This window comes from uncultured Enterococcus sp. (assembly GCF_913775425.1).
GTDB lineage: Bacteria > Bacillota > Bacilli > Lactobacillales > Enterococcaceae > Enterococcus_G.
In genome coordinates, this window is record NZ_CAJYIS010000057.1 from 64,278 (window position 1) to 78,718 (window position 14,441).

Sequence of the window (14,441 nt, forward strand, 5' to 3'; positions counted from 1 at the left end):
AAAAATTGTAAAATAATCACGCGCGAAACGAACAAACTTGTTCGTTTCTTAAAATCTCACGTTTGTTGCCTTGATGTATAAAGTGTGCGTATAAAGACTCGCCGCTTAAAAATAAAAGTCAAATCTTTCTATATTAGTCAAAAAAACTGACACTAATGTCAGTTTTTTTAGTTTATGCAAATTGTTTTTTCGTTTCTGTCAGTTGTTTAGTCGTAGTGTGAACAGGGATCGTTTTTAACATTCTTAAGCCATTTAAAATCACTAAAATAGTACTTCCTTCATGACCAACAACACCAAGAGGCAAATTGATAACTTGGAATAAATTTGATAGGATCAATAGGAAAATGACCGATGCAGAAAAAATAATATTTTGTAGTACGATGCGTTTTAATTTTTTCGACATCATATGACTCATTTGTAATTTTTCTAAGTCATTTTGCATTAAGACCATATCGGCTACGTCCATGGCAATATCCGTTCCGCCACCCATCGCGATCCCAATCGATGCATTGGCTAAAGCAGGGGCGTCATTGATACCATCTCCGACCATTGCATTGATTTCATAAATTTCTTTTTGTTGATTGATCAACGTAGTTTTATTTTCTGGTAAAAAGTCTGCATGGATCTCATCGATTTCAAGTGCATCCCCAATAACTTTAGCAGTAGCGTAATGGTCACCTGTAATCATTGTTGTGTGGATGCCTTCTTGTTTGAAATAAGCGATCGCTGCAGCAGCTTCAGCTTTTGGCACATCTAGTAATCCAAAATAGCCTAAAATCTCTTGATTTTTCGCAAGATAAATCACTGTTTGTCCTTCTTCTTGCCACTGAGAAACTTCTTTTTGGATCGTAGTAGAAAGAGTCAAACCATTTAGAAAACCTTCTTTCCCAACTTTCCAAATATCCTCTTTGATGATTCCTTCTAAACCAAAACCAGTTACATCTTTGATCTCAATATCTGAAACGACTTGCTGTTTATGTTCTTTAAAACGTGTCGTAATCGCTGTAGCTAAAGGATGTGTAGAAGTTCCCTCAATGGTCAATAATACATCTAGTGCTTCTTGTTGTGCTTCGATTGAAGTAGTGGTGAATGTAAAGTCAGTCACCACAGGAGCACCATTAGTCAATGTTCCTGTTTTATCAAAGGCGATTGCTTTTAAAGCAGCTAAATTTTCTAAATAAATTCCACCTTTAAATAAAACACCATTTCGTGCGCCGTTTGAAATGGCAGCAAGCGTAGCTGGTGTAGCACTGGCTACTAGCGCACATGGAGAAGCGACGACAAGTAACACCATTCCACGGTAAAAACTTTCATAGAAACTCCATCCTAAGAAAAGATAAGGAATAAAAATCATTAATGGAATAATGATCAAGACTGCTTTAACATAGATATTTTCGATTTTTTCAATAAAAGATGCTGTTTGGGAAGGAGTGCTTTGTGCTTCGTTTACCAACTGAATGATTTTTGCAAAGAGTGTATCATCAGATTTTGTGGTTACTTTTAGTGTAATCGCGTTTCCCAAATTGATTGTCCCACCAAATAGCATATCCCCAGTTGTTTTTTCAACAGGGATCGATTCACCACTGATTGCGGCTTCGTCGATCGTAGAGAAGCCTTTGACCATCTCCCCGTCGATTGGAATACTAGCCCCCTTTGGAACCATCACTAAATCACCGATCATCAGTGCGGATACGTCGATTTCAGTCGTCGTACCGTCTTGTTCCAAGCGCAGTGCTGTTTCAGGTTGCAATTGCATCAAACTGGCGATTTCTTTTTTGCTCTTATTGGTTGTGTATTCTTCTAGGGCACCACTTAAAGAGAAGATGAAAATCAACATCGCTCCTTCGAACCAATTTCCAATAATCGCAGCACCGATTGCTGCTAGTGCCATCAATAAGTCAACGTTTAGTGTTTTGTTTTCAAATGTGTCAGTCAATCCTTCGATCGTTTGTTTGGCACCACCGGTTAAAATCGCGATAGCAAAAACGACTTGATAAAAAGGGATTGACAGACGTTCCATGACGAATCCGATAATCATAAAAATAAGACAAGATAAGGTAGAACCGATTGCTTTTTGTGAATCGCTCATGAGAATAGCCCCCTTTATTATTTACGAGACTAGTGTAACATGACATTTTCCTAATTGATAATAAAATCATCTAAATGAGAATGAAAGTAATTCTCATTTAGATGATAAATTCGATATTCATCGATTCTATTTATAATTTAATTTTTAGTAACTATAATCTGAAGTTCGATTAATCAAGCATTACCGCACGCATACCATCGCTAGCATAGGCACCGTAGCAAGTTTGGATATACATTTTGTGTGAAAAATCGAATAGTTCACTAGCGTATTGATTTGGATAAACGGTAAGACTAGCTGTCACATGATAAACTTGGCCATTCAGATAGACAGGATCACCGATTTGCAAAGCAAGAACTTTTTGTCCTAGACCAGTAGTATTGCTGTTGTCGACTAGATAATAATTATGACTAGCCATTTGTGGAGTGTTCCAATGATAAGCTAGAGGTGTATATGTAGGAACCTGTCCGCCGTCTACATTATAAGAACCAATCTGTGCACTGATTCCATCGATGTATAAACCAGAGCTTGGAATTTGTTCTTGAGTTGCAGTTTGAGCAGTCGCAGTCGCTGTTTGAGTTGTTTCAGCAGCTTGAGCAGTCTGTTGTGTAGCCTGTTGCTCGACTTGTTGTGCAACTTGTTGTGCAGCTTGTTGTGCAGCTTGCTCAGCAGCTTGTTGCTCGGCTTGTTGTGCAGCTTGTTGCTCGGCTTGTTGTGCGGCTTGTTGAGCAGCTTGCTCAGCAGCTTGTTGTTTTAATGCTTGTGCTTCTTTTGTTTTTTGTTTTTCTTGTAGAGTAGCGGCTAAGTGTTCTTGTGCTTTTTTTGCACTAAGCAAATCAGTATGTTCATCTCGGTAAGCCAAAGTTGTATCTAGATTTGGATTATTACTACTCGCATAAATTTGCGTAGCAGTTGCGCCTCCAATTAGTGCACTAGCTACGATTCCGATCAGACTCATTTTGATAATTGCTTGTTTGTTTTTTTTCATGTTTTAAGACCCTTCTTGTTATAAAATAGGGAGCACGTCTACTCACAAGAACTGATTATATAGATGTTGTTTTTTAATTGCAAAGTAAAACAGGGAAAATGCTGGGTCAAAAAATACAAGAATTATGATGATTAGTGAGAAGGAGTTACTGGGGTAGTCAATACAGAAGTTATTTAAACGGTTTAATTCGCTTACAACTGTTGTTTAATTCAATCTAAATAACACCTTCTTAGTGAAAAAAGAAGGTGTTTTTATATTTTTTTGTTATTTTACTTGTATGTACTAGTTTAATACTATAGATTTTATACTAGCACCAGCGATTTTAGGTGGTAAGCTACGAGCGATAATTGGCGTATCGGTTAACGTTACAGTAAGTTGATCGCCGGCTTTTAACTGACTGACCGTTAATTTATTGTCGTCTTTATCGGTGATCGTTACGTCTTGTAATAGGAGATAGCCTTCAAATTGTTGATCACCAAGTACCGTTTGGTCCTGGTTTTCTTTACTCGTAGGATCCATTGTCACCAATACTTGATCATTCGTTCCGTTCTCTTTGACTTGCATGGTATAAGTTGCTGTCGTATTCGATTCGCTAGTAGATGTCATGTTGCTAGATGTCGTTGTCGTATCGCTAGATGTTGCTGCTTGTTGTTCGTGACTACATGCGCTCAGTGTTAACGCGCACAAACCTGTGATTGTATAGAGATACCAGCGTTTTTTCATGTTTTTCACCTCTAATTAACTATTTTCTTTTAGTATACCAAATCAAAAAATAAAAATAGATGTAATTTAATGAATGATAGCTTTTCTTAAAATTTCTTGACTTCTTTGGAAGACTTATCGTAGGTTTTTCTTAGAAAATAACGTATAATGACACTACCTTTATATGAAGAAAGGATGAGGAAATGACACTTTATCAAAGTTTTATTCAACATACGAAATTAAGAAGAGTGACTGTATTGCTTTTATTGTTGCTTTTATTCTATCTTTTTCGTAGCATGCTAAGTTTATTTTTACTCACATTTATTTTTACGTTTTTAGCGTACAAAACGATTCGTAAGCTACGTAAATTTGTACCGATTTCTTCCTTTATTTTGACGATCATCTTATATGGCTTGGTTGTCTGTATGGCATATTTTGCATTAACAAAGTATGTTCCAATGCTGATCAATCAAACGATTCAGATGGTTAATTCCGTAGTGGATTTTTATGAACAAACACCAGCAGAATCAAATGACTTTTACTTGTTTATCCAGAAATATATCGAACAGTTCAATATCTTGGGTCAGTTACAAAAAAGTGCGACCTTGATTTTAGCTTATATCCAGAATTTTGGTAAATTAGCAACGGCGATTGTGATGTCCTTTATTTTAAGTTTTTTCTTTTTAATAGAAGAAAAAAAGACTTGGCATTTTTCACGTCTATTTTTGAAAGGCGAATTGGCTTGGTTTTTTGAAGATATGCGTTACTTTGCGCATAAATTCGCCAATACTTTTGGAGTTGTGATCGAAGCGCAATTTTTGATTGCGATCATCAATACGACACTAACGATTATTTCGCTATCATTGATGGGATTTACTCAGTTACCGAGTTTAGCGATCATGATTTTTGTTTTGAGCTTGATTCCTGTAGCTGGAGTGATCGTATCGATTATTCCGCTATCTTTTATTGCATATTCACAAGGTGGACTACATGATGTCATTTTAGTTTTAGTGATTGTAGTTGTGATTCACTTGATTGAAGCCTATTTATTAAATCCTAAGTTGATGTCAAGTAAAACGGAATTACCTATTTTTTATACATTTGTCGTTCTTTTGATTAGTGAACATTATTTTGGAACTTGGGGATTAGTAATGGGAGTTCCAGTCTTTGTCTTTTTATTAGACCTATTGAAAGTAAAACCGATCACTCAAGATTAGGATAGTAGGAAATCAAAATTTTTGATTTCCTATTTTTTTTACGTTACGATTTTAATAGAAAATACTTAAGGAGGAGCGTCAAAATGAATATTTTTGTTATTGGATCTACTGGTCGTGTAGCACAAGAATTGATAAAAGCGTTAGTTGAGGATGGACACCAAGTGTTTGCTGGTGCGCGTCAACCTGAAAAAGTAGTAGAATCTGAACAAGTTACGCCAGTGAAATTTGATTTACATTGGGATGTACCAGAGATGGCTCAGGCACTTAAAAATGCTGAAGCGGTCTATTATGTCGCAGGCTCTAGAGGCAAAGACTTATTGCAAACTGATTTATTTGGTGCAAAAAAAGCCATGGAAGCGACGGAGCAAGCTGGAATTGGGCGTTATATCCAATTAAGTTCTGCTAATTCTATGCAGCCTGAAACTTGGAAAGGTAGTGGTTTAGAGGCATTGATGGATTACAATATCGCCAAATTATTTGCCGACCACTGGTTGATCGATCACACAGATCTAGAATATACGATCTTACAACCTGGTAGCCTAGAAGAAGCACCAGCTACTGGAAAAGTAGCATTAAATAGCGGCGAGTTAGGTAAAAATACAATCCCAGACGTCGCAAAAGTTTTAGCAGGTTTATTGACAAATGAAGCGGCAAAAAAACAAGTTGTTGCCATGCGTAATGGTGATGAAGAAATCAGTGCGGCACTAAATTCTTTATAAAAAAAGCTTTGATCTGATCGTTTTTCAGATCAAAGCTTTTTTATTTTCATATAACCTTTTGATTTTCACTAGTTATTTTTATCACAATTAGGTAAAATAAAGAAAAAATCAAAGGAGAATAACAATGAGCGAATTACCAAAATGCCCTTTGTGTCAGAGTAGTTACACATACGAAGATCGTGGATTATTTGTGTGTCCGGAATGTGGACATGAGTGGAATGAAGTTGAAGAAGAAACGTTTGCTGTTTATGATAGTAATGGCAATTTACTTGCAGATGGAGACAATGTTTCCATTATCAAAGATCTAAAAGTAAAAGGCTCTAGCACGCCTTTAAAACAAGGAACAAAAGTTAAAGGAATTCGTCTAGTCGAAGGCGATCACAATATCGATTGTAAAATCGATGGATTTGGTCCAATGAAATTAAAATCGGAATTTGTTAAAAAATTATCGTAAAAGAGGAGAATCTTATGACGTATATTGCTTTTTTTGACGTTGATGGAACGCTTTGTACAAGTAGTGGCGAGGTATTGCCTTCAACTGTTGAAGCGATTCAAGCATTTCGTAATGAAGGGAATCTAGCATATATTTGCACGGGACGCTCAAAGCCTGAAATTATTGAGAGTATTTTAGCAATCGGATTTGATGGGATTATTGGTGCAGGTGGAGGCTATGTCACGATCGGTGAGGATGTATTGATCCATCAAACAATGCCTAAACCAATGGTACTCGATATGATTGCTTATTTTGATCAACATGATATCGGTTATTATCTAGAGTCAAATGATGGGTTATTTGCTAGCGAAAATTGTGAACGGAAAATTTCTGAAGCCATTCGTAAAATTGCAAAAGAAACGAAAGTTGCTGAAGAACCTTTATTAGAAAAAATGACGTGGTTTGTCGAGTTAGTCAAACAATTTGATGAGATCCCGATTGATTATGGCAATGTCAATAAAATTTCATTTATCAATAATACCGTACCATTTTTAGAAATTGAACGACGTTACGGTGAAGAATTTCATATGTACCAATCTACTGTTGCCTTATTCGGGCCAGAAAGTGGTGAGATCGCCGTTCGTGGAGTGAATAAACAAACGGCAATTGAATTTGTTTTAGAAACGTTGAATTTAGATAAAACACAAGCCTTAGCTTTTGGTGATGGTGATAACGATCTGGCAATGTTTGCGGCAGTTGGGTATACGGTTGCGATGGATAACGCGACGGACCGTTTGAAAAAAGCGGCAAATGAAGTAACCGCGGACGCTGATGAAGATGGGATTGCAAAAAGTATGGCAAAGAAATTATGGATCAAAAAAGAAGCGTAACGTTTTCGTTATGCTTCTTTTTCTTGGAGCTATTCACTTCTATTTATAATGTGTTTTCTTTTTGCCAAACGTCTTTTAAAAAATCATAAGTCAAATCACGAGTCGAGTGTACAAGGGGGATATCGCCTAAGACTTCTTTAGTGCCAACACCGATTGGATGCGCCCCACTTTTAATGATCGCTTCAATTCCAGCTTGCGCATCTTCGATTCCGATACAGTCTTGCGGAGTAAGGTCGACTTCTTTAGCGGCTAGAATAAAAATATCTGGAGCAGGTTTTCCATGAGCTACTTTGCTCGGATCAGCGATTGCGTCAAAAGCTTCAGTTAGTTCCATTTTCTCTAATAAAAAAGGCCCATTTTTACTCGCAGAAGCTAAAGAGCATTTGATTCCAGCTTGTTTCAATTGTTCCAATAAGTGTTTGATACCTGGATAGACATCTTGTGGTGTGACTTGTTGGATCATTTCAACATAGTAGTCATTTTTTCGTGCAGCGAGTTCTTGTTTTTGGGCTGCAGTAAATTGATCACTTACACCGCCATGTGCTAATAGACGCGCTAGAGAATCTTCGCGACTGACTCCTTTTAGTTGCTCGTTAAATTGTCGATCGATCGTCACACCGATTTCCGCACCTAATTTTTTCCAAGCCTTGTAATGATATTCAGCAGTATCGGTAATCACACCATCTAAATCAAATAATACACCTTTAAACATATGCCTTTTCCTCTCTATTATGGATTTATCTTTATCATATACGCAAACGATTGCATTAGTCAACTAGAAAAAATAATAGATAAATAAAATACTAATTAACTAAAATAAAAAGGTTTACAAAAAAGATAATCAAGATTATAATTCAAATAGCGAAACCGGTTGCACTGTATATGGAGGGGGATTTATATGAAAAAGATCTTTAGTTTTGAATTTTGGCAAAAATTTGGAAAAGCACTGATGGTCGTGGTAGCGGTTATGCCAGCTGCTGGATTGATGATCAGTATCGGCAAGTCGATTCCACTGATTGATCCAAACTTAGCACCACTAGTGACCACTGGCGGTGTGATTGAAAATATTGGTTGGGCAATTATTGGAAATTTAAGTTTATTATTTGCATTAGCGATTGGAGGAAGTTGGGCAAAAGAAAAAGCCGGAGGAGCTTTTGCGGCTGGCTTGGCATTTGTTTTGATCAACCGTATCACAGGATCGATCTTTGGGGTAACGAATGATATGTTGTCAAATGAAGACGCCTTCACCCATACCTTATTTGGGACTAAAATCATGGTCAAGGGGTTCTTTACTAGTGTTTTAGAAGCGCCAGCTTTGAATATGGGAGTATTTGTCGGAATTATTGCAGGATTTGTTGGCGCTATGGCATTTAATAAGTATTATAATTATCGTAAATTACCGGATGCATTATCTTTTTTCAATGGAAAACGCTTTGTACCCTTTGTGGTGATTGCATGGTCAACGATCGTCGCTTTAGCTTTGGCTGTGATTTGGCCTTACATTCAAGCTGGAATCAATAACTTTGGTTTATGGATCGCCCAATCACAAGATAGTGCACCAATCTTAGCACCGTTCTTATATGGAACGCTTGAGCGTCTGTTATTGCCGTTTGGCTTGCATCATATGCTGACGATTCCAATCAATTATACACAATTAGGCGGAACTTATGAGATCCTATCAGGTGCACAAGCCGGAACACAAGTGTTCGGACAAGATCCACTTTGGCTTGCTTGGGCAACCGATTTAGTGAATTTAAAAGGTGCTGGCGACATGAAACAATATGAATTCGTGTTAACTAACTGGACACCTGCACGTTTTAAAGTTGGTCAAATGATTGGTTCTTCAGGGATCTTGATGGGGATGGCACTTGCGATGTATCGCAATGTCGATTTAGATAAACGAGCAAAATATAAATCAATGTATCTATCTGCAGCTTTGGCAGTATTCTTGACTGGGGTGACGGAACCTTTAGAGTTTATGTTTATGTTTGCTGCTGTACCACTTTATGTTGTTTATGCTTTTATTCAAGGAGCAGCGTTTGCAATGGCAGATATCTTACCGTTACGTGTGCATTCATTTGGGAACATTGAATTATTAACACGGACACCGTTAGCGATCAAAGCGGGTATTGGTGGTGATTTGATCAACTTTGTCATTTGTGTGATCGGTTTTGGGATCTTTACCTATTTCTTAGCAAATTTCTTAATCAAAAAATTTAACTTTGCGACACCAGGACGTAATGGAAACTACGATACAGATGAGGGACAAACACAGGCAACTGTAGCAGAGGGAACATTAGATCCACAAGTAGTACAAATCATTCATTTATTAGGTGGAAAAGAAAACATCAAAGACGTAGATGCTTGTATGACACGCCTACGTGTGAGTGTAAAAGATCGCAATAAAGTTGGAGATGAAGAAGCTTGGAAAAAAGCTGGCGCGATGGGACTGATCGTAAAAGATACCGGCGTACAGGCGGTTTATGGACCAAAAGCAGATGTGTTAAAATCAGATATCGAAGATCTTTTAGCTTCAGGAGTTGAAATTCCTAAAGTAAGCAGTGAGCATATGGAAACACCACAAACAAAAACTAGCTTTTTAGGCCAAACAGTAGAACTATTTTCAGTTGCTTCAGGGCAAGTGATCCCATTAGAACAAGTTCATGATCCAGTATTCTCTAAAAAAATGATGGGAGAAGGTTTTGCTGTAAATCCTGAAGAAGATCAAGTCGTAGCGCCATTAGCTGGTGAAGTTGTTAGTATTTTCCCAAGTAAGCATGCTATTGGACTCCATACTAAAGATGGATTAGATGTGTTGATTCATATGGGCTTAGATACAGTAGAATTAAAACAAGCAGCGTTTACGCTAGCAGTCAAAGAAGGGGATCAAGTACAACCTGGACAATTACTGGCGACAATGGATCGTAACATGATTCAACAGGAACAAAAAGAAACAACAGTCGTAGTGGTTATCACAAATAGTGAAAAAGTCGACACGCTAGAGATTACACCACAACATGTTGATAAATCAGGTGTAGTGATTGGTCACATCACGATTTAAATAAAGCCAAAAGGACGGGAGGATTCGACCGTCTTTTTGCGTAGTAAAGCAAAAAGGAAGTGGAAAATGAAACTCTTAACACTAAATACCCATAGTTGGGTAGAAGATAAAGCAGATTTAAAATTTGAACAATTGATCGAGCATTTGATGCTAGAAAATTATGATGTGATCACTTTACAAGAAGTCAATCAAGCGATAGCTTCACCACATATTTCAATTCAGCCAGCGTCATTTATACCAGTAAAGAACCAAGCACCACTACGTCAAAATAATTTTGCTTATTGTATCGTGGAACGGCTTAAACAAGCTGGGTACACATATTATTTTAGTTGGCAACTTTCGCATATCGGATACGAGATCTTTGAAGAAGGAAATGCAATATTAGCTAAAGCAAGCTTTAGTCCAAAAGCATTAACGGTATCAGATAGACATGATATAACCGATTATCGAACTCGTGTCAATTTGGTGGCTACATTTGATTCGGAAAAATTTAGTGTAGCAAGTTGCCATTTTTCGTGGTGGGATACACCGAATACAGGATTTGCTAGTGAGTGGCAAAATTTTTGTCACCAAACGATTACCGACAAAAACGAATGGATTGTTTGCGGTGATTTTAATGCTCCAGCTTTTGAAACGGCCTATCAGTTGATTATGGATACAAATAAGCTAGAAGATAGTTATAAAATCGCAAAGATCCGTGAAGGTGAAGCGACAATCAAGCAAAAAATCGATGGGTGGGAAGACAATACCAAGCCACTACGGATCGATTATATATTTGTACCTAAACAAGTTGAAGTTACACGATATCAACGTGTGTTAGATGGTAGCCATTCACCTATCGTAAGCGACCATTTTGGTGTCCAGATTACAATGGATCTATAAAAAATACGACTATGAAAAAATGAGTGTGACAGATTTATGTCACACCCATTAAAAATCGAATAAATGGCGTTCTAAAAATAACTCTTTCGAGAAATAAGCTGCCCACTTTTATCACAGTCGCTTTTTTAGTCTAAAAGGCGGCAGTAATAAAGCTGATCCCGATCATCATAAAATAAAATCCTACTAAGAAAGCCAAAGTCAATGCTGCTGAAAGTGGATTAAATAGTAATAAAAGACCAACGAGAATACCGATAATGCTAATCGCTAGCATGAAGTAATAATACCCGTTGCTCACTTTTTGGAATTTTGACGCGATCATTAATGCTCCGATCGAATCTAAAATAAACCAAAATGAGAAAACGAAAGGAAGCGCGATGAGGCCTAATGGAATATTAAATAATAAAATAAGTCCAAATAATAAATCGACGATTCCCATAAATATGACCCAGTTTTTCGAAGAACCCGTAAATTCTTCCATTTTTTTACGATAGAACAATTCAAAAAATCCCTTGATCAAAGCGATCATACCAAAGAAAATGACTAAGGCAATTAAATCACCGGCAGGATCACGAAAGGCAAGTAGCGCCATTAAAATAAACAAGACACCTAAAATAAAGTAGCTGATTTGAAATTTCCGCATTATAGTTTCCCCCTTTACGTTATATTCACTATAGCGTGAAATACAAAAAATGAACAGTTTTTGAACAACGAATAATCAATCAAAATTGTAAGGCGAATCATAAAAAATGTTATAGTTAAAGAATTGTTTAAAAAATCACTAATTTTTATTTTTTTCATGAGAAAGGTTGACGTATTGAAAAATCATTGCTATTATCGTGGCGAACAATAGAATAAAGATTTGTTAGGTGAGGCTCCTATACAAACATAGGCTACTGCCCAAAAATGTCGAGAGACGCCAATGGGTAGAACAGGGATTGTCGAGTACAAGGCTTTCCATAAGGTAGCTAAAAGGATGAATGTTCTTTTTACGTTGTATAGTGCCAAAACTCAACGAATAGATCTCATTTTTAGACATGTTTTTTTGTGCCGTAAAAAAGTGCGACCGTTCGCTGAGTCTAGCGAACGGTCTTTTTTGTCGTCAAGCTAAAGTGAAACATCAGGACTATTCGGATAACAAATGTGAAAAAATAAACAAATGAGGTGGTTGCATGGGAGACGATCCACAGAGTAAACAGCGAGTAAGAAGGAGTTAGCATAATGGCTTTTCCTTCTTACATCAACAGGAGAAAGAAGGGAAACCAATGGCAAACAAACAAAAAACCAATTATGAATTATTTGCACGTAAAACGATCCAAAATATTTTAGAGTATTTTGATACCTCACATAAAGGATTAACTGCAGAACAAGCAGAACAAATGCGAGAACGCTACGGTGATAACAAAATCAGTAGCGGCAAAAAAACACCATTCATTTTAGAAGTGATCAAAGCGTATATCACACCATTTACGTTAGTATTGATCAGTTTAGGAATCATTTCATTTTTTACGGAATTCGTTTTGCCTCCAAAGGGCGATAAAGATCTATTTGGTGTGATCATTATTTTTACGATGGTCATTGTGAGTGGCACGATGACGTTGATTCAATCTGTGAAATCAAGTCAAGCTGCTGAAAAACTTACTTCCATGGTCAAAGTGACCTCACTTGTCAAACGTGATGGCATGTACAATGAGATTCCAATGGAAGAGATTGTGTGCGGTGATCGGGTGAAATTAGCCGCAGGAGATATGATTCCAGCGGATATGCGGATCATTTCTGCAAAAGACTTATTTATTTCGCAATCGGCACTAACAGGGGAAAGCTATCCTGTTGAAAAACGTGCTGAAGAAGTTGGCATTACGCGGGATGCGGAAACCAGTTTTGAAAATCTAGTGTTTATGGGGAGTAATGTCATCAGTGGTAGTGCAGAAGGAATCGTAGTTTCTACAGGAAATGATACCTTATTTGGAAATGTTGCTCAGGCTTTATCTGACGCACCGATCCAAACCAATTTTGAAATCGGGATTCACAAAACATCGATTTTGTTGATCAAATTTATGGCCTTGATGGCACCAACTGTTATCGTGATCAATGGCTTGACCAAAGGCGACTGGATGGAAGCTTTCTTATTTGGTCTTTCTGTAGCAGTAGGACTAACACCTGAGATGCTACCAATGATCGTGACAACTAATTTAGTTAAAGGCGCAACCGCAATGGCCAAAAAAGGGACGATCATCAAAAATTTAAATTCGATTCAAAACTTTGGTGCAATCGATGTCTTATGTACCGATAAAACTGGAACGTTGACTCAAGATAAAATCATTTTAGAATATCACTTGGATTGTGATGGCCATGAAGACCAACGTGTATTGCGTCATGCTTATCTAAATAGTTATTATCAAACTGGATTGAAAAATCTAATGGATGTCGCGATCATCGAATCAGCAAAAGAAGAATTGCAAACAGATCAAATGATGTATGAAAAAATCGACGAAATTCCTTTTGATTTTGAGCGTCGTCGCATGAGCGTCGTCGTCCAAGATCAACACCACAAAACGCAAATGATCACTAAAGGTGCGATCGAAGAAATGCTTGAAATTTCAAGTTTTGTTGATCTTCGAGGTGAAGTCGTAGCACTAACGGAAGCTGTCAAACAAGAAATTTTAGAAAAAGTTCGCGATCTAAATGAGGATGGTTTACGCGTTTTAGGTGTTTCACAAAAAACCAATCCTAGTGTTGTCGGCGAATTTTCAGTAAAAGATGAAAGCGAAATGGTCTTGATTGGCTATTTAGCATTCTTAGATCCACCAAAAGAATCAACCAAACAAGCGCTAGAAGCTTTACATGCACACGGAGTCGATGTCAAAGTATTAACTGGAGATAATGCACTTGTCACTGAATCGGTTTGTAAACAAGTCGGCTTAGGTGCAGAACGTCTAGTCAGCGGAGAACAAATCGCGCAAATGGATGATGAGACCCTTCAAGGTGTGATCGAACGCCATAATGTTTTTGTGAAATTAAATCCACAACAAAAAAGCCGGATCACGAAATTATTACGTGAAAATGGGCATACAGTCGGATTTTTGGGCGATGGGATCAATGATGCACCAGCAATGAAAGTCGCTGATGTCGGGATTTCGGTTGATACAGCGGTCGATATCGCAAAAGAATCTGCCGATGTCATCTTATTAGAAAAAGATTTAACCGTACTAGAACGCGGAATCGTAACAGGGCGTGAAACATTTGGCAATATTATGAAGTATATCAAAGCAACGGCAAGTTCAAACTTTGGGAATATGTTTTCTGTGATTGTCGCAAGTACCTTCTTGCCATTCTTACCAATGTTGCCGCTACAAATTTTATTCTTGAATTTGATTTATGATATTTCTTGTGTATCCATTCCATGGGATAAAATGGATCGTGACTATCTAGAAGAACCCAAAAAATGGGAAGCTTCTAGTATTGG

The 14,441-nt window shown here is 37.4% G+C and carries 12 protein-coding genes and 1 riboswitch; of the genes, 7 read left to right on the top strand and 5 right to left on the bottom strand.

The features are described from left to right. Nucleotides 1-172: 172 nt before the first annotated feature. The 3 genes from QZ413_RS06365 to QZ413_RS06375 form a co-directional block, all read right to left on the bottom strand. On the bottom strand, nucleotides 173-2,089 hold the full coding sequence (locus tag QZ413_RS06365) for a heavy metal translocating P-type ATPase (protein WP_297077637.1): 1,917 nt from the start codon (nucleotides 2,087-2,089) through the stop codon (nucleotides 173-175). Between the two features lie 169 nt (nucleotides 2,090-2,258). Continuing rightward, the gene (locus QZ413_RS06370; protein ID WP_297077638.1) at nucleotides 2,259-3,074 is read right to left on the bottom strand and encodes a hypothetical protein; all 816 of its coding nucleotides are present in this window, start codon (nucleotides 3,072-3,074) and stop codon (nucleotides 2,259-2,261) included. Between the two features lie 282 nt (nucleotides 3,075-3,356). After that, entirely contained in the window at nucleotides 3,357-3,797 is a 441-nt protein-coding gene (locus QZ413_RS06375) for a hypothetical protein (RefSeq protein ID WP_297077640.1), read from the bottom strand. A 182-nt stretch (nucleotides 3,798-3,979) separates the two neighbouring features. On the opposite strand from QZ413_RS06375, the gene QZ413_RS06380 reads away from it, so the two are divergent. The 4 genes from QZ413_RS06380 to QZ413_RS06395 all read left to right on the top strand — a co-directional run bounded on the left by QZ413_RS06380 (nucleotide 3,980) and on the right by QZ413_RS06395 (nucleotide 7,035). Beyond that, a complete protein-coding gene (locus tag QZ413_RS06380) occupies nucleotides 3,980-4,993 on the top strand; it encodes an AI-2E family transporter (protein ID WP_297077642.1) in 1,014 nt (337 codons plus the stop codon). A gap of 83 nt (nucleotides 4,994-5,076) precedes the next feature. Continuing rightward, the gene (locus QZ413_RS06385; RefSeq protein WP_297077644.1) at nucleotides 5,077-5,712 is read left to right on the top strand and encodes an NAD(P)H-binding protein; all 636 of its coding nucleotides are present in this window, start codon (nucleotides 5,077-5,079) and stop codon (nucleotides 5,710-5,712) included. Nucleotides 5,713-5,836: 124 nt separating this feature from the next. Beyond that, nucleotides 5,837-6,166, top strand: a complete 330-nt coding sequence (locus QZ413_RS06390; protein ID WP_297077645.1) for a zinc ribbon domain-containing protein YjdM — start codon at nucleotides 5,837-5,839, stop codon at nucleotides 6,164-6,166. Between the two features lie 14 nt (nucleotides 6,167-6,180). Then, entirely contained in the window at nucleotides 6,181-7,035 is an 855-nt protein-coding gene (locus QZ413_RS06395) for an HAD family hydrolase (protein ID WP_297077647.1), read from the top strand. A 43-nt stretch (nucleotides 7,036-7,078) separates the two neighbouring features. On the opposite strand, the gene pgmB is transcribed toward QZ413_RS06395, so the two are convergent. Beyond that, the gene (pgmB, locus tag QZ413_RS06400; RefSeq protein ID WP_297077649.1) at nucleotides 7,079-7,747 is read right to left on the bottom strand and encodes a beta-phosphoglucomutase; all 669 of its coding nucleotides are present in this window, start codon (nucleotides 7,745-7,747) and stop codon (nucleotides 7,079-7,081) included. Nucleotides 7,748-7,933: 186 nt separating this feature from the next. Here pgmB and QZ413_RS06405 point away from each other — a divergent pair, with 186 nt between their 5' ends. Then, nucleotides 7,934-10,096, top strand: a complete 2,163-nt coding sequence (locus QZ413_RS06405) for a PTS transporter subunit IIBC (RefSeq protein WP_297077651.1) — start codon at nucleotides 7,934-7,936, stop codon at nucleotides 10,094-10,096. 66 nt (nucleotides 10,097-10,162) lie between these two features. Further along, nucleotides 10,163-10,978, top strand: a complete 816-nt coding sequence (locus QZ413_RS06410; protein WP_297077652.1) for an endonuclease/exonuclease/phosphatase family protein — start codon at nucleotides 10,163-10,165, stop codon at nucleotides 10,976-10,978. 130 nt (nucleotides 10,979-11,108) lie between these two features. Here QZ413_RS06410 and QZ413_RS06415 read toward each other — a convergent pair whose 3' ends face one another. Further along, on the bottom strand, nucleotides 11,109-11,618 hold the full coding sequence (locus QZ413_RS06415; RefSeq protein ID WP_297077654.1) for an HdeD family acid-resistance protein: 510 nt from the start codon (nucleotides 11,616-11,618) through the stop codon (nucleotides 11,109-11,111). Between the two features lie 211 nt (nucleotides 11,619-11,829). Continuing rightward, nucleotides 11,830-12,005: riboswitch (M-box (ykoK) riboswitch) on the top strand. Between the two features lie 235 nt (nucleotides 12,006-12,240). On the opposite strand from QZ413_RS06415, the gene mgtA reads away from it, so the two are divergent. Then, on the top strand, nucleotides 12,241-14,441 hold a 2,201-nt coding region (gene mgtA, locus QZ413_RS06420; protein WP_297077656.1), incomplete at its 3' end, for a magnesium-translocating P-type ATPase.

Coding starts and splice junctions, on each gene's coding strand:
- QZ413_RS06365 (WP_297077637.1), bottom strand. CDS start 2,089: ATGAGCGATTCACAAAAAGCAATCGGTTCTACCTTATCTTGTCTTATT.
- QZ413_RS06370 (WP_297077638.1), bottom strand. CDS start 3,074: ATGAAAAAAAACAAACAAGCAATTATCAAAATGAGTCTGATCGGAATC.
- QZ413_RS06375 (WP_297077640.1), bottom strand. CDS start 3,797: ATGAAAAAACGCTGGTATCTCTATACAATCACAGGTTTGTGCGCGTTA.
- QZ413_RS06380 (WP_297077642.1), top strand. CDS start 3,980: ATGACACTTTATCAAAGTTTTATTCAACATACGAAATTAAGAAGAGTG.
- QZ413_RS06385 (WP_297077644.1), top strand. CDS start 5,077: ATGAATATTTTTGTTATTGGATCTACTGGTCGTGTAGCACAAGAATTG.
- QZ413_RS06390 (WP_297077645.1), top strand. CDS start 5,837: ATGAGCGAATTACCAAAATGCCCTTTGTGTCAGAGTAGTTACACATAC.
- QZ413_RS06395 (WP_297077647.1), top strand. CDS start 6,181: ATGACGTATATTGCTTTTTTTGACGTTGATGGAACGCTTTGTACAAGT.
- pgmB (WP_297077649.1), bottom strand. CDS start 7,747: ATGTTTAAAGGTGTATTATTTGATTTAGATGGTGTGATTACCGATACT.
- QZ413_RS06405 (WP_297077651.1), top strand. CDS start 7,934: ATGAAAAAGATCTTTAGTTTTGAATTTTGGCAAAAATTTGGAAAAGCA.
- QZ413_RS06410 (WP_297077652.1), top strand. CDS start 10,163: ATGAAACTCTTAACACTAAATACCCATAGTTGGGTAGAAGATAAAGCA.
- QZ413_RS06415 (WP_297077654.1), bottom strand. CDS start 11,618: ATGCGGAAATTTCAAATCAGCTACTTTATTTTAGGTGTCTTGTTTATT.